Origin of the sequence: Streptomyces durmitorensis (assembly GCF_023498005.1) — a bacterium.
In the GTDB taxonomy this organism is placed as follows: domain Bacteria; phylum Actinomycetota; class Actinomycetes; order Streptomycetales; family Streptomycetaceae; genus Streptomyces; species Streptomyces durmitorensis.
The window spans coordinates 3,788,592-3,814,574 of sequence record NZ_CP097289.1 but is presented as its reverse complement, the minus strand read 5'-3'; the positions used below and the strand labels follow the sequence as shown (position 1 = coordinate 3,814,574).

The window sequence follows — 25,983 nt, the reverse complement described above, 5'->3', positions numbered from 1 at the left end:
ACATTGCGCCGAATGACCGAGGGCGCCAGATCACTGAGGATCGAGTCTTGACTGAGCAGCTGCGACTGATGGCCGTGCACGCCCACCCCGACGACGAGTCGTCGAAGGGCGCGGCCACCATGGCCAAGTACGTGTCCGAGGGGGTGGACGTGCATGTCGTGACCTGCACGGGCGGGGAGCGCGGCGACATCCTCAACCCCAAGCTCCAGGGGGACAAGTACATCGAGGAGAACATCCACGAGGTGCGCAGGAAGGAGATGGACGAGGCGCGCGAGATCCTCGGCGTCAAGCAGGACTGGCTCGGCTTCGTCGACTCGGGTCTGCCCGAGGGCGACCCGCTGCCGCCGCTGCCCGAGGGCTGCTTCGCCCTGGAGGACGTCGACAAGGCGGCCGGTGAGCTGGTCCGCCAGATCCGTTCCTTCCGTCCGCAGGTCATCACGACGTACGACGAGAACGGCGGCTATCCGCACCCCGACCACATCATGACCCACAAGATCACGATGGTGGCGTTCGATGGTGCGGCGGACGCCGAGAAGTACCCCGAGAGCGAGTACGGGCCCGTCTACCAGCCGCAGAAGCTCTACTACAACCAGGGCTTCAACCGGCCGCGCACCGAGGCGCTGCACCAGGCGATGCTCGACAAGGGCATGGAGTCGCCCTACGGGGACTGGCTCAAGCGGTGGGACGAGTTCGAGCGGGTCGAGCGCACCCTGACCACGCATGTTCCCTGCGCCGACTTCTACGAGGTCCGCGACCGCGCGCTGATCGCGCACGCCACGCAGATCGACCCCGAGGGCGGCTGGTTCCGGGTGCCGATGGAGCTCCAGAAGGAGGTCTGGCCCACGGAGGAGTACGAGCTCGCGAAGTCGCTCGTCGATACATCCCTCCCCGAGGACGACCTCTTTGCGGGCATCCGCGACAATGCCTAGCGTGAACGCACATCTGGCAATGACGCATCTCGTCCCTCTCGCCAAAGAGGTCGACGATGACAAGGTGACTCCGGGTGTTCTCGGCTTCATCGTCTTCGCGGTGATGGCTCTCGCCGTCTGGGGTCTGATGAAGTCGATGAACAAGCACATGCGGAAGGTCGACTTCAAGGAACCCGCGGAGTCCTCGGACTCCGCGGAGTCCCCATCCGGCGAGGCGAAGACCGCCGGGGCCGAGGCCACCAAGGGCTAGCCCGCCTTCGCCACCGTCACTCCCATCACCTCGCGGGAGTGACGGTTCGGCACCATGCCCAGGCGCCAGGCCTGCCAGCCGGTCTCCAGGTCGGCGCCCCGCTCCATGAGCAGGGCGTACGCCTCCATGTAGTCGTCCAGCTTGCCGTCGCGCGTCGGGTGAGAGGCGCGGGCCAGCTGGCTGAGCTCCTCCTGGGCGACGGCGGTGCCGATCTCCCAGCCGCCGGGCGACGCGTACGGCAGCAGGGTGCAGCGCAGGAAGCGGGCCCAGTCCTCGCCACGGCGGTCTCCGTACGAGGCGAACAGCGCGGCGGCCTCGTCGCACAGGGCGAGCGCCTGCTGGCCGCGGGTGTTCCCCGCGTCCACGACCGCGAGCTCCAGGCAGGTCCAGGCCTCGCCGTGCGCGACGCCGATGCGCTGGAAGTCGGCGCGGGCGTCCACCAGGAGCTGGCGGGCGAAGCCGGAGTTGCGCAGCGAGCCCGTCTGGGCGGCGCGCTGGTCGCGGGTCACCCGTGCCGAGTGGTGCCGCGCGCAGGCCAGGCCGTACACGTCCCGCATCCGCGAGAACATCGTCCGCGAGCGCTCCAGCTCGCGCACCGCCTGGTCCAGGCTGCCCGCCTCCTCCAGGGCCTGGCCCAGGTAGTAGGCGCTCCACGCCTCACCGCGCGCGTCCTCGTTGTCACGGTGCCGGGACACCGCTTGGCGCAGCCCGTCGACCGCGGCCGACGCGTCGCCGTCCACCAGGCGGGCCCGCGCCAGCTGCGTCAGGGCCCAGGCCTCGCCACGGCCGTCGCGCGTGCGCCCGTACAGATCGAGGGCGCCCCGCAGCTGCTCCTCCGCGCGCGGTACGTCGCCCATGCGCAGGAAGAGCTGGCCGAGCTGGAAGTGCGCCCAGGCCTCGCCGTGCAGGGAGTCGTTCTCGCGGTGCAGGGCGAGGGAGTCCTCCAGGAGCCGCAGCGCCTCGTTGAGGTTGGCGCGGTCGCGCTCCACCGCGGCGAGGGCGTGCATCGTCCAGGCGCGGTCACCGGCGAGTTCGTCGGGGGCCTGGAGGTCGAGGGCCTCGTGCAGCCGGGCCGAGGCCTCCGTCAGATTGCCCTGGTGGTGCAGCGTGATCCCCAGCGAGCACAGGGCCAGGGCGGCGCCCGCGTCCTGGTGGGCCTCCATGTACAGGTCCACGACCGACGTCAGGGTCGTGCGCGCCTGGTCCAGCTCGCCGAGCTGACGGGAGGCGATGCCCGTGCGCCACTGCACGCTCCGTACGAGCAGCCCCTGGTCGACGGCCTGCGTCAGTTCGCTGATCTCGCCCAGGCGGTAGAGGTCGCCGCGCAGCAGGCAGTAGTCGCACAGCGCGCCGAGGAGATGGAGCACCGCCTCCTGGTCCACGCCCTCCGCGTGCCGCAGTGTCGCCGTGATGAAGCTCGACTCGTCGTCGAGCCAGCGCAGGGCCGCTTCGAGTGAGGCGAAGCCGTGCCGGTCGAACTGCCCGGCCCGCGTCGACATCTTGCCGTCGACCAGGCGGATCACCGATCCGGCGAGCTCGCTGTAGCTGACGATGAGCCGCTCCTGGGCGGCCGTGCGCTCGGCGGGCTCCTCCTCGTCGATGAGCCGGGCGAGCGCGAAGGCGCGTACGAGATCGTGCAGGCGGTAGCGGCTGCCGCGCACGTGGTCGACGAGGCCCGCGCGCGAGAGCGCGGACAGCTGGCGGGCCGCCTCCGTCTCGTCGGCGCCGAGCAGCGCGGCGGCGGCCGCCGCCCCCAGGGACGCGCGGCCGGCGAGCGCGAGCCTGCGCAGGAGGCGCCGGGCGGGCTCGGTCTGGTCGGTGTAGCGCAGCCACAGGACGCGTTCGACGGGCTCCACGGGGCCGTACGCGGCGAGATCCGAGGCGAGCCGGCGTGTCGTGCGCGCGCCGATCGAGGACCCGGCGACGCGCAGGGCGAGCGGCAGGCCGCCGCACAACTCCCGCACGGCGTCGGCGGATTCGGCGTCGTAGGGCCCGGAGGCGTCCTCTGCGGCCTCCCGCAGCAGCTCCTCCGAGCCCGCCGCGTCCAGCGGCTCCACCGGCAGCTGGTGCACCCAGGCGGGGAGGTCGGCGGGCAGCTCGACGGGCTTGCGGGAGGTGACGAGGACGAGGCTGTCGGAGCGCTCGGGCACGAGGATGCGGACCTGCTCCGGGTCGCTCGCGTCGTCGAGCACGACGGTCACCGCGAGGCCGGTCAGATGCTGGTGGTAGAGCTCGCTGAGCCGCTTGACCTGCTGCTCCTGGGAGGAACGCTCCCGGAACAGCAACTGCTCGCGCGGGGCGCCCAATCGATTCAGCAGATGCAGGAGCGCGTCCCGCGTGGACAGCGGCTGGGAGCTCTCGCCCCGCAGGTCGACGACGCAGGCGCCCCGGAACTGGTCCCGCAGATCGTGCGCCGCGCGGACGGCGAGCGAGGAGCGCCCGGAGCCGGGCGCGCCGTGCAGCACGACGACGGTGGGCCGGGTCTCGGTGCTGGCCCGCGCGGCGTGCACCCACTGGGCGACGCGGGCGAGCTCGGGGCGGCGCCCGGTGAACGGACCCTCGGGCTCGGGGAGTTGGGTGAAGGACTGCTCAAGTACGGTGCGCCTGCGCGCGGCCGCGCTCTTGTCCGTGCCCCGCAGCTGGGGCGAGGCCTTCTTCTTGCCGGAGGAGGCCTGAAGCACCCGCTGCTGTTCGATGAAGGGCCGGATGCCCCGCACCTCAAGGGCCGTCAGCCACTGCAGCCGCAGCTGCTCGGGCCCGCCCGGCTGGCTGATCGCACCGGCGCGGCGGCTGGCCGCGGGCACGTGGTGGGCGGTGACCTTGACCACGGTGGTGGCCGCGCCGACGACGCCGACGGCGGCGCCCGCGCTCAGGGCGGTCGAGACCTCGGTCCCGAGCGCCAGGTCGGCCAGGCACGCGCCCACGGCCGCAACGACGGCCACGAGCAGGGGAGTTCCCGCCCCTTCCTTGGCATACCGCTGCCCGAAGGAGAGCTGCCCGGCCTCCGCCTCGTCGACGGCCTGCGTATAGGCCACGTACTCCTCGTCGGCGGTCTGCCCCATGGCATCCAGCGCACTCCGGGCCCGGGAGAGCAGCACACCCCCGTCGATCCGCCCACCGGAGCGCCGCACCTCTTCTTCCACGGCCCGCACCAACAGCCGCTCGGCTTCGGCCCGATGGCTGTCCCGCATATGGGTCCCCCTCCGAGAGCAATAGTCGCCTGCGGTCACAAGTGTCCTGCGTACGGGGCTCCGGCGCGAGGGAGTCCGCGGATCACGTGGAAGCGTCCCCGGGGCGCGGCTCGCCGCGAACCCGTGGCACCTGCGCGGCGCCCTTCCGTGTGCGCGAGGATGGAGGGCATGCCGAACCGACTGGCCCATGAGACGTCCCCCTATCTTCTTCAGCACGCCGACAACCCCGTCGACTGGTGGCCCTGGTCGGCGGAGGCCTTCGCGCAGGCGCGGGAGCGAGGCGTCCCTGTGCTGCTCAGCGTGGGGTACAGCAGTTGCCACTGGTGTCACGTCATGGCGCACGAGTCCTTCGAGGACGCGGAGACCGCCGCCTTCCTGAACGCGCACTTCGTCAACGTCAAGGTCGACCGCGAGGAGCGGCCCGACATCGACGCCGTCTACATGGAGGCCGTGCAGGCCGCGACAGGCCAGGGCGGCTGGCCCATGACGGTCTTCCTGACGCCCGACGCCGAGCCCTTCTACTTCGGCACGTACTTCCCGCCCGAGCCCCGGCACGGCATGCCCTCCTTCCAGCAGGTGGCCGACGGGGTGCGGCGCGCCTGGACGGACCGGCGCGAGGAGGTCGCCGAGGTCGCCGGGAAGATCGTGCGCGACCTCTCCGAACGCCAGCTTGCGTTCGGCGCCGACGAACTGCCCGGCGAGGACGAGCTCGCGCAGGCGCTGCTCGGCCTGACGCGGGACTACGACGCCTCGCGCGGCGGCTTCGGGGGCGCGCCCAAGTTCCCGCCGTCCATGGTCGTCGAGTTCCTGCTGCGGCACTACGCCCGCACCGGCTCGGAGGGCGCGCTGCAAATGGCGTCCGACACCTGCGAGCGGATGGCGCGCGGCGGGATCTACGACCAGCTGGGCGGCGGGTTCGCGCGGTACTCCGTGGACCGGGAGTGGACCGTGCCCCACTTCGAGAAGATGCTGTACGACAACGCCTTGCTCTGCCGGGCGTACGCCCACCTGTGGCGGGCCACGGGCTCCGACCTCGCACGACGCGTCGCCCTGGAAACGGCGGACTTCATGGTCCGCGAACTGCGCACGAACGAGGGCGGGTTCTCCTCGGCGCTCGACGCGGACAGCGAGGACGCCACGAGCGGCAAGCACGTCGAGGGCGCCTACTACGTGTGGACGCCCGAGCAGCTGCGCGAGGTGCTGGGCGACGCGGACGCCGAGATCGCCGCCGCGTACTTCGGGGTGACGGAGGAGGGCACCTTCGAGGAGGGTGCTTCGGTGCTCCAGCTCCCGGAGGGCGGGGCCGGGGACGTGGATGCCGAGCGGCTCGCCTCGATCCGGGAGCGGCTGCTCGCCGCGCGCTCGCAGCGGCCCGCGCCCGGCCGTGACGACAAGGTCGTCGCCGCCTGGAACGGGCTCGCCGTCGCGGCGCTCGCGGAGGTGGGGGCGTACTTCGAGCGGCCGGACCTGGTGGCGGCCGCGGTGGGCGCGGGTGACCTGCTCGTGCGGCTGCACATGGACGACAGGGCGCGACTCTCGCGTACGTCCAAGGACGGCCAAGTGGGCGCGAACGCGGGCGTGTTGGAGGACTACGCCGATGTCGCCGAGGGGTTCCTCGCGCTGGCCTCCGTGACGGGGGAGGGCGTGTGGCTGGAGTTCGCCGGGTTCCTGCTCGACCACGTGCTCGCCCAGTTCGTGGACGCGGAGTCCGGTTCGCTGTACGACACGGCCGCGGACGCGGAGCAGTTGATCCGGCGGCCGCAGGATCCCACCGACAACGCGGTGCCGTCCGGGTGGACGGCGGCCGCGGGGGCGTTGCTCTCGTACGCGGCGCAGACCGGGGCCGAGCCGCATCGGCTCGCCGCGGAGCGGGCGTTGGGGGTGGTCAAGGGGCTCGCGCCTCGGGCGCCGCGGTTCATCGGGCACGGTCTCGCGGTGGCCGAGGCCGCGCTCGACGGTCCCCGTGAGGTCGCGGTGATCGGCGCGGTCGGCGGGGAGCTGCATCGCACCGCCCTGCTGGGGGCTGCGCCCGGGGCCGTGGTCGCCGTCGGCCCTGCGGGCGGCGAGCTTCCGCTGCTCGCGGGGAGGGGGCTGGTGGATGGGCTGCCGGCGGCTTACGTCTGCCGACGGTTCGTCTGCGACGCGCCTACGACTGACGTGGGGGAACTGGCGGCGAAGCTTTCGGGCTGAGGCCAGGGCGGTCCCTGCGGGGCTTTCCCCACTGAGCCTATTAGCGCGCTCCGCGCGCGGGCGCCCCTTCCCGAAACCATGGGGCTCCGCCCCCTGGACCCCCGACAAGATGTCCTCAAACGCCGGACGGGCTGGAATAGCCCGTCCGGCGTTTGAGGACGAACTCGGCGGAGCCGGTGATCAGCGGCGACCAAGGCCCCCGCGCCAGAGCGGGTTTTCGGGAAGGGGCGGGGTTGGGGAGAATTCACTCACCGCCCGCGCCACGATCCCCTCCAGCCGATCATGATGCGCCCCCCGCCAATACACCCGCCCGCAATCCCCACACTCCGCGAACACGTCATACGTCCCGCGCGTACCACCCTCCAAGCGATCCGCCACGTCCTCCTTGCTCGCCGCCCTCAGCGAGCCATTGCACGCGGTGCAGCGAGTCCAGGGCCGCAAGGAAGGCGCGAACCTGCCCAGGACGTCCCGGAGTTGCTCCTCCGGCGAGTCGCTGTAGACGAACGCCCCGGCCCACAACTCCCGCCGCCGCAACAGCCCCCGGTCCCGGCTGAGCAGCACCCGCCGCTCGGCGGCCGAGCGCGTGGCCAGGGCGGGGTCGCCGATGTCCGTGCTCTCGTACGCCGCGTCGACGCCCAGGAGGCGCAACCGCCGCGCCAGCGTGCCGAGATGGACGTCGAGGAGGAAGCGCAGGGGTGCGTCGGGGAGGGGCTGTGGGCGGGGGACGGCGCGGACCTCCACCGACTCGTCCGCCGACGGTACGTGCGAGACCGGGACCTCGGCGCCGTCCACGACGAGCGAGCCGACCTCCGTCAGCGGCACCCCGAGCGACTCGACGACGTGCCCGAGCGTGGAAGCACCGTCCGTAACGGCCTTGGTGGGGCCGCCCCTTCGCTCGTGCGCGACGAAGAGTCCCAGCTCGGGGGCGAAGTCGATGAGGATCTCCGGACCGTTCATGCGGTCAGGATGGCATGGGGCGCCCGCGGACGGCCGACGATTTACGGCGCCCCGGGTCCGGAGGCGAAACCGGCGGCCAGCATGTCCATCGTGCGGCCCACCAGCTCGCCCAGGTCGTCCTGGTGGCCGTGCTCCGCCCAGTAGGCCGCCGTCTCCGTCAGCGCGCCGATCAGGCCCATGGAGAACACCCGGACCTCCAGCTCACCCGGGTCGCGGCCGGTGCGTTCCGCGATGACGCGGCAGAGCATCCGGCCGGTGACCGACATGCTCTCCAGCATCCGGGAGCGCACGGCCGGGACCTCGATCATCAGGCGGGTACGCAGGCGCGAGACCTCCGGCTCCTCGGTGAACCCGAGGCCCACCGCCCTGCGCAGCACGTGCCGCAGGGACTCCACGATCGGCTCGTCCGCGGGGCGCGCCCGCAGCTCCTCCTCGAGCAGCGGGTCGTACTCGTCGGTGAGGACGATGTCCTCCTTGGTCGGGAAGTACCGGAAGACGGTCGACGGCGACACCTCGGCGGCCTCGGCGATCTGCTCGACCGTCGTCGCGTCGTAGCCCTGTTCGTTGATCAGCCGGTACGTGGCCTCACGGATCGCGATGCGGGTCTTCAGTTTCTTCCGTTCGCGCAGCCCCAGCTGTCCCAGCTGGGGACCGTGCGAGGAAGCGGAGGTACGTGCGGCCGTCATGGCGCTCATTGTCGGGCATCCGTCGCCCGCCGTGCCATGTCGGCGGCGTCCGGCGGCGCGGGAGTCGCCTTCGGCAGCAGCGCCGCGACCAGCAGTGCTGTCACCAGCGCCGCGATACCGCTGACGAGGAGGACCGTCACCATGCCGTCGATGTACGCCTCGTCGGCGGAGTCGGCGAGCTTCGAGACCCCCAGCCGTTCGGCGACCGCGTGGGCGGCCACCACCGACTCGCCCGCGGCGTCCGCCGCCGCGTCCGGGATCCTGGCGGTGTCGAGGCGGTCGACGTACACGCTGGAGAGCAGGGAGCCGAGGAGCGCGATTCCGATGGCGCTGCCCACCTGGCGCACGGTCATGAGGAGCCCCGTGCCCGATCCCGCACGCTCCACGGGGAGCGCGCCGAGGGCCGAGTCCATGGCCGGCACGACGGCGAAGCCGAAGCCGAGTCCGGCGATGGTGAGCCACAGCGCGGTGAAGCCGTAGCCGGACTCGATCGTCGTACGGCTGCCGAGGATCGCCGCGAAGGCGAGCACGACGAGCCCGCAGCTGATCACCGAGCGCGGGCCGAAGCGGCGTACGACGGGCTCCGCGCACTTCGCCGCGACGAGGAGTCCGCCCATCATCGGCAGCATCCGCACGCCCGTGCCGAAGGCGTCGTGCCCCAGGACCGCCTGGAGATACTGCGGGAGCACGAACATCAGGCCCGACAGGACGAACATGACGAGCGTCGCCGCGAGCGTGTTGAGCAGGAAGCCGCGGTTGCGGAGCAGCGACATGTCGAGCATCGGGCGCGGCATGTTCCGTTCCCGCAGGACGAGCGCGGCGATCAGGGCGAGCGCGCCGCCGAACATGGAGAGGATCAGGGGGTCGCCCCAGCCGCGTACGGGCGCTTCGATGATCGCGTAGATGAGCGCGCCGAGCCCGGCCGCGGTGAGCGCGGTGGAGGCGACGTCGACCTTGGGGGACGACGGGTCGGTCGTCTCCGGGAGCAGGAAGACGCAGGCCGTGATGCCGATCGCGACCATCGGGACGTTGATCAGGAAGATCGAGCCCCACCAGAAGTGGTCGAGGAGCCAGCCGCCGACGATCGGTCCGAGCGGCGCGCCGAGCGCGGAGGCCGCCGAGACGATGCCGATGGCCTTGGTCCGCTCGCCGGGGGCGAAGAGGGCGGGCAGCACGGCCAGGGCGAGGGGCATGACGAGCGCGCCGCCCATGCCCATGACCGCCCGTGCCACGACGACCAGCTCGACGGAGTCGACCAGGGTGCCGATCAACGAGCCCACCAGGAAGATCCCGAGCCCGGTGATCAGCATCCTGCGGCGCCCGAACCGGTCGCCGAGCAGCCCGGCCGGAAGCATCAGGGCCGCGAAGACGACGACGTACGCGTCCGCCATCCACTGTTGCTCGCCCGTGCTCGCGTCCAGCTGTCCGGCCATCGTCGGCAGGGCGACGTTGAGGATCGTCATGTCGAAACCGAGCACGAGCATGCTCGCGACCAGGGCGGCGAGCGCCCACCAGCGGCGGGGGTCCTGCCGTTGCGCGGCAGACGAGCTTGTGACAGTGGCCATGAATTGAGAGTAGCTCTCAAAAGGTAGTCACCGTCAAGATGTGGGACCGTCGAGGCGGGACCGTCGAGGCGGGGCCATCGACGAACGCAAATGGCCGCGGCTCGAAAGCCGCGGCCATGAAGAGAGCGGGTGTGCTTATCCGTGTCCGTAAGCCACCAGCGAGATCCCCACGTAGTGCACCGCGAAGGCGGCCAGCGTCAGGGAGTGGAAGACCTCATGGAAGCCGAAGAAGCGCGGGGAGGGGTTGGGGCGCTTGATTCCGTAGATCACGCCGCCCGCGCTGTAGAGCAGCCCGCCCACGATCACCAGGACCAGGACGGCGACGCCGCCCGCCCGCAGGAAGTCGGGCAGGAAGAAGACCGCGGCCCAGCCCATCGCGATGTAGCAGGGGGTGTAGAGCCAGCGGGGCGCGCCGACCCAGAAGACCCGGAAGAGGATGCCTGCCACCGCCGCGCCCCAGACGCCCCAGAGCAGCCACTGCCCCTTGGAGTCGGGCAGGAGCAGCATCGTCAGCGGGGTGTACGTGCCCGCGATGATCAGGAAGATGTTCGCGTGGTCGAGTCTGCGCAGCACGCCGTCCGCGCGCGGACTCCAGGTGCCCCGGTGGTAGATCGCGCTCACTCCGAAGAGCAGGCACGCCGTCAGGACGTAGATCCCGCAGGCGATCCGCGCGCGCGTGGAATCCGTGAGCGCCAGGAGCGCGATGCCGGAGACGAGCACCGCGGGGAACATGCCCGCGTGCAGCCAGCCGCGCATCTTCGGCTTCACTTCTTCGAGCATGGACGAGTCGGAGCCGGAGGCCGGGTCGCGGCTGGTGTCCTGGGTGTTCGTGATCGCGTCAGGGACGGGAGCGGTCATGAGGAGAATCGTACCTACGCAACCGTAAGTTAGGCATCAGTCATGGGGAACCGTGGCCCACAAGTGGCGATGCTCACGGTGATACCCGAGCGTACAAGTGACGGATTCGCGCACGGGAGGCCGCCCGAGCGAGTGGCGATGCTCACGCCGCTCATGTGGGAGGCCCTCTGGACATATGCGCAGAAGCGTCGGATGATCAAATGAGTGCGGTCGGCACCGGATGAGCGCCAGAGGGATCAACACGTGAAGCGTCCGGGTCGCAGCCCCCACGGGGCAACAAACCTATAAACCCCCCGTATAGGAGCAATCGTGGCGCGCGACATCGCGGCTCCCCTTCTCTCTGAGCCCCTGGGCACCGTTCCCACCAACCACCAGGACCTCGTCTCCTGGGTGAGCGAGATCGCCGAACTGACGCAGCCGGACAGCGTGGTCTGGTGTGACGGATCCGAGGCTGAGTACGAGCGCCTGTGCGAGGAGCTCGTCGCCAAGGGCACCTTCAAGAAGCTCGACCCGATCAAGCGCCCGAACTCGTACTACGCGGCCTCCGACCCGACCGACGTCGCGCGCGTCGAGGACCGCACCTTCATCTGCTCCGAGAAGGAGGAGGACGCGGGCCCGACCAACCACTGGAAGGCCCCCGCCGAGATGCGGGAGATCTTCGCGGGCGAGAAGGGCGTCTTCCGCGGCTCGATGCGCGGTCGCACGATGTACGTCGTGCCCTTCTGCATGGGCCCGGTCGGCTCGCCGCTTTCCGCCATCGGCGTCGAGATCACCGACTCCGCGTACGTCGCCGTCTCCATGCGCACCATGACCCGCATGGGCCAGGCGGTCCTGGACGAGCTCGGCGAGGACGGCTTCTTCGTCAAGGCCGTCCACACGCTCGGCGCGCCGCTCGAAGCGGGCGAGGCCGACGTGCCGTGGCCCTGCAACTCCACCAAGTACATCTCGCACTTCCCCGAGGACCGCGAGATCTGGTCGTACGGCTCGGGCTACGGCGGCAACGCCCTGCTCGGCAAGAAGTGCTACGCCCTGCGCATCGCCTCCGTCATGGCGCGCGACGAGGGCTGGCTGGCCGAGCACATGCTGATCCTCAAGCTCACGCCCCCGCAGGGCGAGAGCAAGTACGTCGCGGCCGCGTTCCCGAGCGCCTGTGGCAAGACGAACCTCGCCATGCTGGAGCCGACGGTCCGCGGCTGGACGGTCGAGACCATCGGTGACGACATCGCCTGGATGCGCTTCGGCGAGGACGGCCGGCTCTACGCGATCAACCCCGAGGCCGGTTTCTTCGGCGTCGCGCCCGGCACCGGCGAGCACACCAACGCCAACGCCATGAAGACCCTGTGGGGCAACTCGGTCTTCACGAACGTCGCGCTCACCGACGACAACGACGTCTGGTGGGAGGGCATGACGGAGGAGACTCCCGCCCACCTCACCGACTGGAAGGGCAACGACTGGACCCCCGAGTCGGGTGTCCCGGCCGCGCACCCGAACGCGCGCTTCACCACCCCCGCCTCGCAGTGCCCGATCATCGCGCCCGAGTGGGAGGACCCCAAGGGCGTGCCGATCTCGGCGATCCTCTTCGGCGGCCGTCGCGCCAGCGCGGTGCCGCTGGTGACGGAGTCCTTCAACTGGCAGCACGGTGTCTTCCTCGGTGCGAACGTCGCGTCCGAGAAGACCGCGGCCGCCGAGGGCAAGGTCGGCGAGCTGCGCCGCGACCCGTTCGCCATGCTGCCGTTCTGCGGCTACAACATGGGCGACTACATGGCCCACTGGGTCAAGGTCGGCGCGGACAAGCCCGACCAGTCGAAGCTCCCGAAGATCTACTACGTGAACTGGTTCCGCAAGAACGCGGAGGGCAAGTTCGTGTGGCCCGGCTTCGGTGAGAACAGCCGCGTCCTGAAGTGGATCGTCGACCGCCTCGACGGCAGGGCCGAGGGCGTCGAGACCCCCATCGGCATCCTGCCGACGGCCGACTCGCTGGACACGGAAGGGCTCGAACTGCCCGCCGCCGACCTGGAGTTCCTGCTCACGGTCGACAAGGAGGTCTGGCGCGACGAGGCCTCGCTGATCCCCGAGCACCTGAACACCTTCGGCGACCACACGCCCAAGGAGCTGTGGGACGAGTACCGCGCCCTGGTGCAGCGTCTCGGCTGACGTACCGCGCATACCGGAAGACCCCGCACAACGGCGTGCGGGGTCTTCCGGCATGTGAGGAGCGAGTCAGTCCGTTTACATCCGCATATTGGGTACCTTGCCTTCACATGCCCCTCACATGTTTCAATGACCCCACAAGGCGGCCCGCCGATTTGCTGCGGCCGTCAACACAGCCTGTGGGGGGCCAAGTTGAAGAACTCTCAGCGGTTGAGACGTGTGACGGGCGCCGCGCTCGCGGTGGTGCTCGGCTCGGCGGGCCTCGTCGCCGTCGGCACACCCGCCGCGTACGCCGCCACGCCCTCGGACGAGGCGGCCAAGCTGCCGATCTCCACGTTCGGGGCGATGGTGGTCGACAACGCGCACGAGCGTGTCTATGTCACCGACGGACGAAAGAGCAGCGGCGCCAGCCAGGTCTGGGTCTACAACTTCGAGGGCCAGCGGGTGGGTTCACTCGCCACCGACCAGCCGGCCTCCGGCATGGCGCTCAGCGCGGACGGCGCGACGCTGAACGTGTCGGTGTCCAACCGGATCGTGGCGTTCGACACGGCGACGCAGACCAAGAGCGGCGCGTCCTACACGCCCTACGACGTCGAGTGCGGCCGGGACGTGGCCGTGGCGGGCGGCAAGACGTGGTTCACGGAGACGCCGTACACCGGCTCGTACTGCGACCGGCCCGACAACGCCGCGGACCTGTACGGCGTCAAGGACACATCGTTCGTCAACACCGGCTGGAGCAGCCAGGGACGGCTGAGGCTGGAGGCCGGCCCAGAGGCGCCCGACCGGCTCGTGATGGGGCAGGCGGGCGCGGGCAACGAGGCCAACGCGTTCCTCACCACCTTCGACGCGAGCGGCGAGACCCTGGTGCGCGGGCCCCAGCGGCGCTTCGCGGACGCCGAGGGCAAGGGCGCCCTGGACCTGAAGGACATCGCCCAGAGCGCCGACGGCAAGCGGATCGCCGTCGCGGACGCCGCGTACGGCACCCGGCTGCTCGACGCCGCCGATCTGTCGGACGCCCCGGCGGCGTACCAGCCCCTGGCCGAGGGCGCGAAGGCGTCGGCGGTGGCGTTCAGCGGCGACGGGAAGTACGTGGCGCGGGGCGCGGTCGCGTCCGGCAGCACCTCCGATCTGCTGATCCAGCCCGCCGACCCGGCGGACGGCACCACCCCGATCGAGTTCGCCTTCGAGGGGGAGCTCGACGGCTCGCGGGTCGTGCCGCAGGGCCTTGGCTGGGCCAAGGACGGCTCGCGGCTCTTCGCGGTGACCTCGGACGGCGGCAGCAGCCACTGGCTGCACGTCATCAAGCCGCCGGCGGCCCAGTACGACTCGCGCTTCTCGGGCACGCTCAGCACCACGCCCGCTAAGCCCGTGGTCGGTGAACCCCTCGGTATCCGCGGCAAGTTGGAGCTGGACGGGCCCGCGCCCGCGGAGCCGGTGAAGGTGGAGGCGGTCCGCAAGGACGCGGACGGCACGACGGACGTGGCGGCGGCCAAGGTCGCGGCGGACGGCAGCTTCACCGTCCTGGACGTGCCGGACCGGCTGGGCGAGGCGACGTACACGCTGCGGTTCCTCGGCGATGTCACGCACCGCCCCGCCGAGGACGTCACGGTCACCGTGGACGTCGCGAAGGCGGCCACGGCGATCGAGCTGACGGCGCCCGCCGAGGCGACGCGCGCGGGCGGCGTCGAGATCACCGGCAAGCTGACCGGGCAGGGGCGTGCGCTGCCGTCCGGGATCAGCTTGAAGGTGACGCGGACCGACCGGTTCGGCACGACGGGCGAGCTGACCTCGGCATCGGTCGCGGCCGACGGCACGTTCAAGGTCAGGGACCTGCCGAGCAAGAGGGGCAGGACGGTCTACGCGGTGAGCTACGAGGGCGACGCGCTGCACACGGGCTCGTCGGCCGAGGCGACGGTACGGGTGATCAGCTAGCCGGGTAGATGGCTCCCGGTCCGAAGACCTCAGGGCCTTCGGACCGGGGCCGTTCATGGCCGCGCCCCCGAAGGGGCGCGGGGAACTGCGCGCCCAGCCACGGCGCACCCGCGGCCGCGCAAGCAGCCTCAGCGGCAGCTCAGAGGGCGCCCACAAGGCGGGCAGCGCCCTCATGCGCATCCATGCGCCGCGCAGCGAGAATCGCCGCCGCCGTGTCAGCGCGGGACGCCGCCACCACCAGGGCGCGGCCCGCGAGGGCATGGGCGCGCTGGTGCAGGGCGGTGAGGTGCGGTTCGTGGATCGCGGTCACCACGGCCGAGCGGACGGGCGTGAGGCCTCCGCGCAGCCGGGCCACCTCGGACGCCAGCTGCTCGGCGGCGTCGTCGAGGTCGGCGCCGGGCGCGAGGGCGCGCAACTCGTCCGTGACGGCGAGGAGCGCGGCCAGATGCGCGGCGAGCTGGATGTCCAGCTCCTCCTCGCGGGAGCGGTGCGGGAAGTCGCCCGGGTCGGCCATGGCATGGACCGACTTGGTGCGGATCGGCTCGTACATGGGATGGCCTCCTGGCGGGTAGCTTGAAAGCCATCCTACATTAGATTCAGTCTAAAGTTGAGCCGGGGCTGATCCCGGGGCTGATCCCGGGGCTGATCCCGGGACTAGGGCTGGCTGTAGCCGTCCAGGAAGTTCCCGATCCGGGTGACGGCCTCGGTCAGATCCGTCGTCGTGGGCAGCGTGACCACCCGGAAGTGATCCGGCTCCGGCCAGTTGAAGCCCGTGCCGTGGACGACCATGATCTTCTCGGCGCGGAGCAGGTCGAGCACCATCTGGCGGTCGTCCTTGATCTTGAAGACCTTCGGGTCGAGCCGCGGGAAGAGGTAGAGCGACCCCTTGGGCTTCACGCAGCTCACGCCGGGGATCTGCGTAAGCAGGTCGTACGCGGTGTCGCGCTGCTCCACCAGGCGCCCGCCCGGCAGGACGAGGTCGTTGATGGTCTGCCGTCCGCTGAGCGCCGCGACCACGCCGTGCTGGCCGGGCATGTTCGCGCACAGGCGCATGTTCGCGAGGATCGTCAGGCCCTCGATGTACGAGGACGCGTGCGCCTTCGGCCCGGAGATCGCCACCCAGCCGACGCGGTAACCGGCCACGCGGTACGCCTTCGACATGCCGTTGAAGGTGAGGGTGAGCAGGTCGGGGGCGATGGCGGCGGTGGGGGTGTGGACCGCGTCGTCGTAGAGGATCTTGTCGTAGATCTCGTCCGAGCAGACCAGGAGATTGTGGCGCCGTGCGATGTCGGTGAGGCCGCGCAGCATGTCCTCGCTGTACACGGCGCCCGTCGGATTGTTCGGGTTGATGATCACGAGCGCCTTGGTGCGGTCGGTCACCTTGCGCTCGATGTCGGCGAGGTCCGGCATCCAGTCCGCCTGCTCGTCGCAGCGGTAGTGCACGGCCGTGCCGCCGGAGAGCGAGACCGCGGCCGTCCACAGCGGATAGTCCGGCGCCGGTACGAGTACCTCGTCGCCGTCGTCGAGCAGGCCCTGCATGGCCATGACGATGAGCTCGGAGACGCCGTTGCCGATGAAGACGTGCTCGACGTCCGTCTCGATGCCCAGGGTCTGGTTGTGCATGACCACCGCGCGGCGGGCGGCGAGCAGGCCCTTCGCGTCCCCGTATCCGTGCGCGTCGCCGACGTTGCGGAGGACGTCCTCCAGGATCTCGGGAGGGCACTCGAACCCGAAGGCCGCGGGGTTGCCGGTGTTGAGCTTGAGGATGCGGTGGCCCGCAGCTTCCAGCCGCATCGCCTCCTCGAGCACCGGGCCCCGGATCTCGTAACAGACGTTGGCGAGCTTCGTCGACTGGATGACCTGCATGTCCGCGAGCTTACGGGCGCGTAACGAGACCTGCCTCGTGTTTTGCGCCACGTAGGGCACGCGGCGGCGCCCCGCGCGGCATCCGGACCGTCCTGTCAGCGGTCAGCCGTGTCCGGATGCGGTCTTGTCCTCGCGGCCGAGTACCTCAACAATGCGCATGACAAAACCGAAGCAACTTCGGTCACACAGTCATCAGAGGGGACCCCCCACATGAACAAGCCTCTCGTCGCCGCGTGCTTCTCCGCCCTGCTCCTCGGAGCGACGGCGGCGCCCGCGACGGCCGTCAGCGACGAACGGCCCGCCAAGGCCAAGGCAGTTGACTTCGCGGGCACCGTGGCGCTGAGCAACTGTTCCGGCTCCGTCGTCCGCGTGGCGGACTCGAAGCCGGACGACCCCGCGCTCGTGATGTCCAACGGCCACTGCCTGGAGGCAGGCTTCCCGGCGCCCGGTGAGGTCGTCCTCGACAAGCCGTCGTCGCGCAGCTTCACCCTCCTCGACTCCAGCGGCGGTGACGCCGGCACGGTCAAGGCGAGCAAGATCGCCTACGGCACGATGACGGACACGGACCTCTCGCTCTACGAACTCACCAGCACCTACAGCGAGATCGAGAGCGAGTTCGGCATCAAGGCCCTTGAGCTGAACGCGGCGCACCCGGAGCAGGGCAAGGCGATCACCGTCGCCTCCGGCTACTGGAAGAAGATGTACAAGTGCAGCATCGACGGCTTCGCCTACCGCCTCAAGGAGGGGAACTGGACCTGGAAGGACTCGGTCCGCTACACCCCCGACTGCCAGACCATCGGCGGCACTTCGGGCTCCCCGGTGATCGATGACGCGACCGGCAAAGTCGTCGCCGTCAACAACACCGGCAACGAGAGCGGCGAGGAGTGCACGGACAACAACCCGTGCGAGGTCGACGAGAGCGGCAAGGTGACGGTCCGCAAGGGCATCAACTACGCGCAGCAGACGTACGGGATCGTGCCGTGCGTGGCACCCGGCAACAAGATCGACCTGAGCCGTGAGGGCTGCGCGCTCCCCAAGCCGTAAGGCTCCGGGCAAGAGTGGGGCCGCCCCGAGCGGGGTGGCCCCACCGAAATGCAAGGGTTCTCACCCCTTGTTCCTGATCCGCGAGCCCCCGAAGAATGCCCATGACAACCACACAGGGCACAGCTGCAAGGGGGGCTCCACACATGAAGAAGGCTCTCGCGGGCGGATTACTCGCCCTCACCCTCGTAGGGTTCGGCTCCGCGCCTTCGGTCGCGGCTCCGGACAGCGCACCCTCGACGGCGGCGGGGGAGGCCGCGAAGAAGGGCGTCGACTTCGCGGGGACCGTCGCGCTCAGCAACTGTTCGGGCTCCGTCGTCCGCATGCCGCAGTCGAAGGCGGACGACCCCGCGCTCGTCCTCTCCAACGGCCACTGCCTGGAGAGCGGCTTCCCGGCGGCGGGCGAGGTCATAGTCGACCAGCCGTCCACCCGCACCTTCAAGCTCCTGGACGCGAAGGGCGCGGAGAAGGCGACACTCACGGCGAGCAAGATCTCGTACGCGACGATGACCGACACGGACATCTCGCTGTACCAACTCACCACCAGCTACGCCGACATCAAGAAGAAGTACGGCATCAAGGCGCTGGAGATCGAGGACGCCCACCCGGTCAAGAAGCGGGCCATCACTGTCGTCTCGGGGTACTGGAAAGAGACGTACACCTGCAAGATCGACGGGTTCGCGTACCGCCTCAAGGAGGGCGAGTGGACCTGGAAGGACTCCGTCCGCTACACCCCCGAGTGCCAGACCATCGGCGGCACGTCCGGCTCACCGGTGATCGACCACAAGACCGGCAAGGTCACCGCAGTCAACAACACCGGGAACGAGGACGGCGAGCGCTGCACCCTCAACAACCCGTGCGAGGTCGACCGAAACGGCAAGGTGACGGTCCGCAAGGGCATCAACTACGCCCAGCAGACGTACGGAATCGTCCCCTGCGTCACCCACGACAGCAAGATCGACCTCACCCGCAAGGGCTGCAAGCTGCCGCGACCGGCCGCTGCCCAGAGGTAGCGAGTTCGCCCCGCCCGGCGCACGCGGCCCCCATCCCCGTCACGGAGACGGGGATGGGGGCCGTCGTCAGTCCTGGAGGGTCTCGCCGAACCGCGAGCCGGTCGCGAGGCCGAACTCGGCCGAGCTGAGGGACTTGGAACCGGTACCGGTGAGGCCGGACGACGAGCCCGGCAGGGTCCACAGGCCACCGCTGCGGTCGTTCTCGAAGGAGGCGGTCACCGCCAGGTCGCCCTTGCCGTTCTTGTCGTAGTCGGCGATACGGACCTGCGCGCCGAAGAGGTCCCCGGCCTCGGCGGCGCCCGGAACTCCGGCGGTGTCCTGGGAAATGCGCACGACCCCGGACTGCGAGACACCGGAGGCGGAACCTCGGAACACGGTCACGTCGCCGGCGTTGTCCAGGTCGCCGAGCTGTTCGCCGTTGGCGCCGACCACCAGTTCGGCCTTGCCGTCGCCGGTGACGTCACCGATCGCCACCGAGGCTCCCCAGTTGTCACCGTCCTCGTTGGCGCCGGGCACGCCAGTGCTGTTCTGGTGCAGGGTCACCGGCTCACCGAAGCCCGTGCTGCTGCCGAGGCGGACGGTGACGTAGCCGGAGCCGTTGCTGGGGTCTTCGACGGAGAAGAAGTCGGGCCAGGTCAGGGACGTGGCCATGTCGTCGAAGCCGTCGCCGTTGATGTCACCGAGCGCGACGGCGGTGTTGCCGTCGTCCACGCGCTGAATGCGGTTCGGACTGCCCTCCTGGCCCGTGAAGACGGCGGTGCCCGGACGTCCGGTACCGGCATCGCCGGTCACCGCCAGGTCGTCCTTGCCGTCCCCGTTGACGTCGCCCACGGCGGCCTCCGAGAACCGCAGGCCCGCACTGGAGGCCGACAGGGTGTACGCAGGGACCGGGTTGCTGCCCCGGGCGAGGCCGCCCTTGTACACGACGACCGCTCCCGGCTCGATCACCGCGAGGTCCGCGCCGCTGTCGCCGGTGAAGTCCCCCACCGCGACGTCCCAGCCGTGGGCCTGCCACTGCTCCGGATTCTCCACAGTGGTGGTGGTGCTGGTGGTGAACGGCTTGGTGCCGCCCCACAGGATGGTGACGCTGCCCTGGCCCTCATAGGCCCCCACGTCCTCACCGTCGGCGCCCACGACGAGGTCCGCGTACCCGTCACCGTCGAGGTCGCCGCTGGCGATCGACATCCCGAAGTGGTCACTGTCCTCCGGCGTGCCCGGCACTCCCGCGGAGCTCTGAGTGAGAGAGGCCTTGACGGTGGTGGCCAGGCCGTCGGCCGTCCCGAAGGCCACGACCACCTCACCCGCGGCCTCCGCCCCGCCGACGGTCTTGTACGGCGCGCCGACCGCGATGTCCCGGTGCCCGTCGCCGTTGAAGTCGTCGGCGAGCTTGGCAGGAGCGGCGGCGGCCGACGCCACTGGGCCGACGACCAACAGACCGCCGGTCAGCGCGGAGACGGCCGCGGTGGCAACGACAGTGCGGAAAGGCAGGGGCATGAAGGTTCACTCCTTGGAGCTGTGCTGGACGGTGCCATAGACACTCCAGGGAGTCGAAGAGTTGTACGAGACGGGTGGAAGACTCGTACGGCTTCTGAGCGCCGCCACTCGGCAGCGCGGCGGCGGGGCCCTTCGCCATCCCGCTGCCGCCGCCTTGTCCCCGGCTTGCAGAGCCCGTCCGGCAGCCTTTCGGGGAGGCCCGGCACGCCGCAGCCCGTGCACTCCACGAGGACCTGACGCCGTGCGGTGACCTGCGGCGGACGAAGGCGCCGGGGGAGTGCACCTGCTCCGGCAGCCCGGCGGTGAGGGCGCGCACGAGCCCCTCGGGCGTGACCCCGCGCGCGAGCCACTGGGCGGCGAGCTCTTCGAGGGCGGCGCACTCGGCCGCCGAGAGCGTCAGCCGGTTGTCGGCCGCCCCGAGCCGGGCGAGCGTGTCGTACGCCTCCGATGGATGGCGATGGCCTCGGCCTCCGCCTGCATGAATTCTTGCGACCGCGCCGGAAACGGCTCCGGCTTCAGATAGTCCTGTGCAGACAGCAACAACCCATGCGCATCGCACATCTCACCGGCTGGGAGTTCACCTCGGTCATAGCGACCGCCCCTCAGCGTATGAGGCATGGAACGCGCAACTTCCCCTCTGCCGAGGGAGATTGCCTGGCGGCTGCCGCGCGGGCCGCGCAGTGTCGGCAGGGCACGGTCACTGCTGGCCGAGCAGGCGCGCGCCTGGAAGGTCCCGAACGACGTGGCGGACACCGCCGTACTGCTGCTCAGTGAGCTGATGACCAATGCCGTACGGCACGGGCGGGTTCCGGCGGGGCCGGACGACGAGTCGGGGCGGGGGCTTGCCCTGGTGGAGCTGCTGGCCGACGCGTGGGGGTCGCACCCCCGGCCGTACGGGATCGGCAAGACGGTGTGGATCGAGCTGGCGCTGTGCCGCGCGTGAGGTAGCCCGCGTACTGAGTTCGGCACAGCTCGCCGAGCGCACCGGTATGGAGCAGGACGACATCGAGTGCATCGAAGAGGGCGGGACCGCCTTGAGGTAGGGGGCCCAGCGGCGAGAACCGGACGGGCCGCCACCCGGTGACGGCGGCCCGCTCCGGTGAGACGTTGCCCGCGCGACTCGTCGCCGGACGGACCGGCGGGGAGAAAGGGGACACCATGACCAAGATGATCGGTCACGTGGAATACGCGAACGACGAGACGGAAGCGACCGACCTGCTCACCGAGTACAGCGAGTCGATCGGCCTTCCCTGGGGACTGATCCCGCAGCGCAAGCGGGAAGCCTCCGTCCGCATCGCGACCTACGAGGACAAGAACAACGGTCTGGCGGCGGCCAAGAAGACCCTCGACGACGACGTGGCCGAACAGCGGCGCGCGGCACGGGTGGCGGAACGTACGGCGGAGATCAAGAAGCAGGCCGATTCCTTTGTGAATGCGGTCGGGGTGTCGAGCGACGCCGGCTCGCTCCTCAATCTGTGCAGGCACCACTACGAGCAGGCCAACCATCCCAACTTCACGTTCGGTTCCGGCATGACGGAGACCGAATACTCCTCTTTCCAGGAGGAGTGGGCGGAAGCCGCCGACCTGGCGTCGCAGCGCTACAACCAGTTCACGAACCTCCGCTCGACCGCGATCCAGGACAAGGCCGCCCTCGGCAAGGGGCAGGTCGGGGGCACCCTGGACACACGCGGCCGGCAGGGCAACGTGTTCGTGACGATCCTGGGCGCGAAGTTCAACGCCCACATCGACATCAAGGGCAAGAAGAAGTAGTTAGGGGTAGCGGGCGCGCGGGCCTGGCTTGGGGCTTCGCTGGTCCGGCACCTACACCTATTTCCAAGAAGGCGCATCCGGCGACGCGTGCGCCCCCCTTCTGCCAGAACACAACTTTCCCAAAGTAGGTGCGCCACCCCACGCGGATTGCAGGAAAGTCGCACCGAACCCGCCCCCCCCAGGGCCTCCCCGTCAGCACGCAGATCCGGTCCGCAGCCGCTTGACGAGACCGGCACCCCTCCCCGGAGCGGCTGCGGACCGGGCGCCCGCCCTTCTCCCCCCTGGGGGTCACGCGCAATGAGCCGGGCCGCACCCGGCAGCGAGAGGGTGATGGCCTGACGGGAGTGGTCGAGAGTCCCACCCCGTGGCCGCCCGGTCATATCGCTTCGCGCGGTGGAGGGACGGGTGTCAAGGGTGGAGCGAAGCGGAATCGGCGCAGCCGACGCGACGCAGGAGCGCCCTTGACTCCCGGCCCGGAACCGCCAACCTCAGGACAACCGGGCGGCCCCGGCATGCAGCAAGGCCGCAGGCACCGCGAAGCCTCCCGGCTCGGCGGCGCGGAGCCCCTGGCCACGAAGTGTGACCGCCAAGGAGAATCGGCTTCTCGCGTTCGGGGGCCGAGCCCCGCCACCTAGGGAGTCCGGCGCACCGACCGTCCCGCGAGGACGTCCGTGCGTCGCCCGTCCTCCATCACGAACTTGCCGTCGATCAGGACGTGCGGGATGCCGGAGGGAAGCGTGCGGGGAGCGTCGAAGGTGGAGCCCGCCGCGACCGTCTCCGGGTCGAAGAGGACCAGGTCGGCGCGGTAGCCCTCGCGTACGAGGCCCCGGTCGGGCAGGCGCAGGCGGGCCGCCGGGCGTCCGGTGAGGTGGGCGACGCAGTCCTCCAGGGTGAGGACGCCGAGTTCGCGTACGTAGCGCCCGAGGTACTGCGGGAACGTGCCGTACGCGCGCGGGTGCGGCTTGAAGCCCTGGAGGATGCCGTCGCTGCCGCCCGTGTGCACGGGGTGCTGCATGATCGCCTGGACGTTCTCCTCGTGGCCGACGTGCTGGAGGATCGTGGAGCCCAGCTTGTCGTTGATGAGGAGGCGGCGGGCGGTGATCCAGGGCTCCTCGCCGCGCTGGGCGGCGGACTGAGCGACGGTCTTGCCCACGCAGGAGGCAAGACCGGGGTCGCTCACACCCGAGATCTCGATCTTGTCCCATTCGATCGGTACGCCGTGACAGCCGTCGGCGCCGATGATCTCCATGTGGTGGCGGATCTTCTCGGCGGTCTCGTCGTCCTTCAGCCGGGCGAGAATCGCGTCGGGCCCGCCCTCGCTGGCCCAACTGGGCAGCATGGCGACGAGAGTTGTGCAGCCGGGGGTGTAGGGGTAGGTGTCGAGGGTGATGTCGGCGCCGCCCGCGAGCGCGGTGTCGAGGAGGGCGAGCAGGTCGGGGGCCTTGCCCTTGTTCACGCCGAAGTTCATGGTGGCGTGCGCGAGGTGGAGGGGGCAGTTCGCGGTGCGCGTGAGGTTGACCATCTCCTCGTACGCCTGGAGGGCGCCGGCGCCGTAACTGCGGTGGTGGGGGCAGTAGTAGCCGTTGAACTGGGCCACCACCTTGCAGAGCTCGGTGAGTTCGGAGTCGTCGGCGTACATGCCGGGGGTGTAGGTGAGGCCGGAGGACATGCCGACGGCGCCCTGCTCCATGCCTTCGGCGACGAGCTGCTTCATCCGCTCGACCTCGGCGGGGGTCGCCGGGCGGTCGTCCCAGCCGACCGCGTACATGCGGACGGTGCCCTGGGGGATGAGGTAGGCCGCGTTGACGGCGATGCCGTGGCCGCCGTGCGAGCGGTCGAGGCGGTCCAGGTACTCGCCGACCGTGCGCCAGTCGAAGTCGATGTCGCTGCCTTCGCCGTTCCAGCCGGTGATGGCCTGGCGGACCTGGGCGAGGGTGCGGTCGTCGACCGGTGCGTAGCTCAGCCCGTCCTGGCCGATGACCTCCAGGGTCACGCCCTGGGCGGCCTTCGCGCTGTGGTCCGGGTCGCGGAGGAGGGCGAGGTCGCTGTGGGCGTGCATGTCGATGAACCCGGGGGCCAGGGCGAGGCCTTCGGCCTCGACCGTGCGGGTCCCCGAGAGGCGGGGGCCTTCGCCCTCCCTGCGGATCTCGGTGATCCTGCCTTCGTGTACGCCGACGTCGGCTCGGTAGGAGGCACCTCCGGTGCCGTCGATGACGCGGGCGTCTTGGATGACGAGGTCCACGGGGTGCCTCTCTCTTTGCTTGGCTGCGGGCTGCGTGTGGTGCATCCGGCCTCCGGCCGGGTTGTGTCTCCCACCCGCACCACCCGTGCGACTCTCGTCGTCGGGTGCGGGTGGCCCTGGCGGGGGCGAGCCACCGTCGGCGACTGGCCCTTGCGGGTCGTTGCGGGGGGTGGCGGTCGTCCCACCGTCCCCAGCGTGTGCGGTGTCCCCACCCGCCCACCCCCTCGTGCCGCGGGGCAATCGGGTGGGTGGGTGGGAGACACCCGCCGCGGAGCGGCGGTTCTGCTTGTTCGCCCACCCGGCACCGCGGGGTGATCGGGGATCCGCCCAAGGCCCAGGGGTCAGAAATAGGTGCGGATGTAATCCGTGACCGTTCCGTCGCCCTCGACCAGGGGAATCAGCTGCCACTTGTCGAAGGACGTGCACGGGTGCGAGAGCCCCATGCCCACCCAGTCACCCACGGCGAGATCCGCCTCCGGGGTCGTACGGACCCACCCGTGCTGGTCGGAGAGGCCCGTCACCGTGACGCCCGTAGCAGGCCGGTCCACCCCGCCCCGGTGGACGACCTGCGCCTCGGGCAGGTCGATGTCGTACGCCGCGTCCCGCTTCCCCGCGTTCGTGAACGCCTGCTCCGGCGTGGGCCGGGACACCACCTGCGCCCAGAGCCGGAACGCCGGGTGCAGCGCGCCCTCGTCCGGGACGCGGTTGAAGGGGGTCAGGTGGCGGTAGTGGCCGTCGTCATGAGAGACGTACGCACCCGAACGCAGCAACTTCAGGACAGGCACCGACAGTTCGGGGATCTGGGCGAAGACGTCCGCCACGGCGTCGAACCACGCGCTGCCACCGGCGCTGACGACGACCTCGTCCAGGTCCGCGAACCGGTTCGCCTTGTCGAAGTCGACCGCGAGCGCGGTGAGCCGCTCCAGCCAGGCGCGCACGCGCTCGGGCGTCGCCTCCGGCACCTCGCCCTCGTAGCCCGCGACGCCCACCAGACGCAGCGTGTCCGCCGCCGCGACCGCGTTGGCGATCTCCACGCACTCGGCTTCGGTGCGCACACCGGTGCGCGCCCCGTCGCCCGCGCCGAGCTCCACCACGACGTCGACCGGACGCGTCGCGTTCGCCTCGCGCAGAGCGGCGTCCATCAGGGCGACGCCGGGCACGGAGTCGACGTAGCAGATGAAGCGGAAGGAGGGATCGGCGTCCAGTTCGCCCGCGATCCAGCGCAGCGCCGAAGCGTCCACCAGCTCATTGGCGAGGAAGATCCGCTCCACCCCGAAGGCACGCGCCACCCGCACCTGATGCGGCACAGCCAGCGTGATGCCCCACGCGCCGCGCTCCATCTGCCGCGCGAAGAGCTGCGGAGCCATGGACGTCTTGCCGTGCGGGGCGAAGGCGAGGCCGTGCCGCTCGGAGTACGTCTCCATCAGCGCGAGGTTGTGCTCCAGGCGCTCGGCGGAGAGGGCGAGGACGGGGGTGGTGAAGCCGTCCGTGAAGAGGTTGCGGCGCTGTGCCGCGAGCTCGCCGACCGTCAGTCCCTCCGCGTCCGGGGGCAGGCCCTTGAAGCGGTGGTCCACTCGCTCCTCGCTGAGCCGTGCGAGCTCCCGGGCGGCACGTCCGGCGGAGTGGTCTGCGGCGTTGTCGGCGGCCATGGCGCCTCCTCGAAAAGGTGCGTTGCATAATGTGCAACGGTCATTGCGTATGTCGCTTACTGCTGTCTAACATCCGAGCCAACGCCGGGTCAACGGATCCGGACAGTCGGTTGAGGGGCAGGAAAGATCGTGACGGCAGAGGCCGCAAACGCCGCAGAGGCCGCGCAGGCAGCAGTGGACGTCGTGGCACTCGGCGAGT

19 protein-coding genes and 1 pseudogene are annotated in these 25,983 nt (G+C 70.5%); 9 read left to right on the top strand and 11 right to left on the bottom strand.

Annotated features, from left to right (window positions below):
* Window positions 1–47: 47 nt before the first annotated feature.
* Window positions 48–929: a mycothiol conjugate amidase Mca gene (gene mca / locus M4V62_RS16875; protein WP_249588090.1), complete on the top strand. Its 882-nt coding sequence runs from the start codon at window positions 48–50 to the stop codon at window positions 927–929.
* Window positions 922–1,179: a hypothetical protein gene (locus tag M4V62_RS16870; RefSeq protein ID WP_249588089.1), complete on the top strand. Its 258-nt coding sequence runs from the start codon at window positions 922–924 to the stop codon at window positions 1,177–1,179. Before mca ends, M4V62_RS16870 begins: the two co-directional genes overlap by 8 nt.
* Here M4V62_RS16870 and M4V62_RS16865 read toward each other — a convergent pair.
* Complete coding sequence (locus M4V62_RS16865; RefSeq protein ID WP_249588088.1) at window positions 1,176–4,370, bottom strand: tetratricopeptide repeat protein; 3,195 nt, start codon at window positions 4,368–4,370, stop codon at window positions 1,176–1,178. The genes M4V62_RS16870 and M4V62_RS16865 overlap by 4 nt on opposite strands.
* Window positions 4,371–4,538: 168 nt before the next feature.
* On the opposite strand from M4V62_RS16865, the gene M4V62_RS16860 reads away from it, so the two are divergent.
* Entirely contained in the window at window positions 4,539–6,560 is a 2,022-nt protein-coding gene (locus M4V62_RS16860; RefSeq protein ID WP_249588087.1) for a thioredoxin domain-containing protein, read from the top strand.
* A 180-nt stretch (window positions 6,561–6,740) separates the two neighbouring features.
* On the opposite strand, the gene M4V62_RS16855 is transcribed toward M4V62_RS16860, so the two are convergent.
* From M4V62_RS16855 to trhA, 4 genes are all read right to left on the bottom strand, one after another.
* Window positions 6,741–7,517, bottom strand: coding sequence for a Mut7-C ubiquitin/RNAse domain-containing protein (locus M4V62_RS16855; RefSeq protein WP_249588086.1), 777 nt, complete (start codon window positions 7,515–7,517; stop codon window positions 6,741–6,743).
* A gap of 41 nt (window positions 7,518–7,558) precedes the next feature.
* Window positions 7,559–8,203, bottom strand: coding sequence for a TetR/AcrR family transcriptional regulator (locus M4V62_RS16850; protein WP_486388574.1), 645 nt, complete (start codon window positions 8,201–8,203; stop codon window positions 7,559–7,561).
* A gap of 5 nt (window positions 8,204–8,208) precedes the next feature.
* The gene (locus tag M4V62_RS16845) at window positions 8,209–9,768 is read right to left on the bottom strand and encodes an MFS transporter (protein WP_249588084.1); all 1,560 of its coding nucleotides are present in this window, start codon (window positions 9,766–9,768) and stop codon (window positions 8,209–8,211) included.
* 135 nt (window positions 9,769–9,903) lie between these two features.
* The gene (trhA, locus tag M4V62_RS16840) at window positions 9,904–10,626 is read right to left on the bottom strand and encodes a PAQR family membrane homeostasis protein TrhA (protein ID WP_249588083.1); all 723 of its coding nucleotides are present in this window, start codon (window positions 10,624–10,626) and stop codon (window positions 9,904–9,906) included.
* Window positions 10,627–10,935: 309 nt separating this feature from the next.
* Between trhA and M4V62_RS16835 the strand changes: the two genes are divergently transcribed.
* Entirely contained in the window at window positions 10,936–12,780 is a 1,845-nt protein-coding gene (locus tag M4V62_RS16835) for a phosphoenolpyruvate carboxykinase (GTP) (RefSeq protein WP_249588082.1), read from the top strand.
* Window positions 12,781–12,996: 216 nt separating this feature from the next.
* The gene (locus M4V62_RS16830) at window positions 12,997–14,709 is read left to right on the top strand and encodes a YncE family protein (protein ID WP_249592870.1); all 1,713 of its coding nucleotides are present in this window, start codon (window positions 12,997–12,999) and stop codon (window positions 14,707–14,709) included.
* A gap of 139 nt (window positions 14,710–14,848) precedes the next feature.
* Here the strand turns inward: M4V62_RS16830 and M4V62_RS16825 are convergent, their stop codons facing one another.
* On the bottom strand, window positions 14,849–15,259 hold the full coding sequence (locus M4V62_RS16825; RefSeq protein WP_249588081.1) for an SCO4983 family protein: 411 nt from the start codon (window positions 15,257–15,259) through the stop codon (window positions 14,849–14,851).
* A 104-nt stretch (window positions 15,260–15,363) separates the two neighbouring features.
* Window positions 15,364–16,575 (bottom strand): pyridoxal phosphate-dependent aminotransferase, encoded by a 1,212-nt coding sequence (locus tag M4V62_RS16820; RefSeq protein WP_249588080.1) that lies wholly within the window; start codon window positions 16,573–16,575, stop codon window positions 15,364–15,366.
* Between the two features lie 210 nt (window positions 16,576–16,785).
* On the opposite strand from M4V62_RS16820, the gene M4V62_RS16815 reads away from it, so the two are divergent.
* Window positions 16,786–17,619, top strand: coding sequence for a S1 family peptidase (locus M4V62_RS16815; RefSeq protein WP_249588079.1), 834 nt, complete (start codon window positions 16,786–16,788; stop codon window positions 17,617–17,619).
* A gap of 143 nt (window positions 17,620–17,762) precedes the next feature.
* The gene (locus M4V62_RS16810; protein ID WP_249588078.1) at window positions 17,763–18,629 is read left to right on the top strand and encodes a trypsin-like peptidase domain-containing protein; all 867 of its coding nucleotides are present in this window, start codon (window positions 17,763–17,765) and stop codon (window positions 18,627–18,629) included.
* Window positions 18,630–18,695: 66 nt separating this feature from the next.
* Here M4V62_RS16810 and M4V62_RS16805 read toward each other — a convergent pair whose 3' ends face one another.
* A complete protein-coding gene (locus tag M4V62_RS16805; protein WP_249588077.1) occupies window positions 18,696–20,123 on the bottom strand; it encodes an FG-GAP-like repeat-containing protein in 1,428 nt (475 codons plus the stop codon).
* Window positions 20,072–20,574: pseudogene (locus M4V62_RS43900) on the bottom strand (hypothetical protein); the annotation flags it as partial. The gene M4V62_RS16805 and the pseudogene M4V62_RS43900, both read right to left, overlap by 52 nt.
* A gap of 165 nt (window positions 20,575–20,739) precedes the next feature.
* Between M4V62_RS43900 and M4V62_RS16795 the strand changes: the two are divergent.
* Together M4V62_RS16795 and M4V62_RS16790 are read left to right on the top strand one after the other, a co-directional pair.
* Window positions 20,740–21,066, top strand: a complete 327-nt coding sequence (locus M4V62_RS16795) for an ATP-binding protein (protein WP_249588076.1) — start codon at window positions 20,740–20,742, stop codon at window positions 21,064–21,066.
* A gap of 215 nt (window positions 21,067–21,281) precedes the next feature.
* Entirely contained in the window at window positions 21,282–21,893 is a 612-nt protein-coding gene (locus tag M4V62_RS16790) for a hypothetical protein (protein WP_249588075.1), read from the top strand.
* Window positions 21,894–22,524: 631 nt separating this feature from the next.
* On the opposite strand, the gene M4V62_RS16785 is transcribed toward M4V62_RS16790, so the two are convergent.
* Window positions 22,525–24,135, bottom strand: a complete 1,611-nt coding sequence (locus tag M4V62_RS16785) for an N-acyl-D-amino-acid deacylase family protein (RefSeq protein WP_249588074.1) — start codon at window positions 24,133–24,135, stop codon at window positions 22,525–22,527.
* Between the two features lie 341 nt (window positions 24,136–24,476).
* The gene (locus M4V62_RS16780; protein ID WP_249588073.1) at window positions 24,477–25,784 is read right to left on the bottom strand and encodes an amino acid deaminase; all 1,308 of its coding nucleotides are present in this window, start codon (window positions 25,782–25,784) and stop codon (window positions 24,477–24,479) included.
* Window positions 25,785–25,983 lie beyond the last annotated feature (199 nt).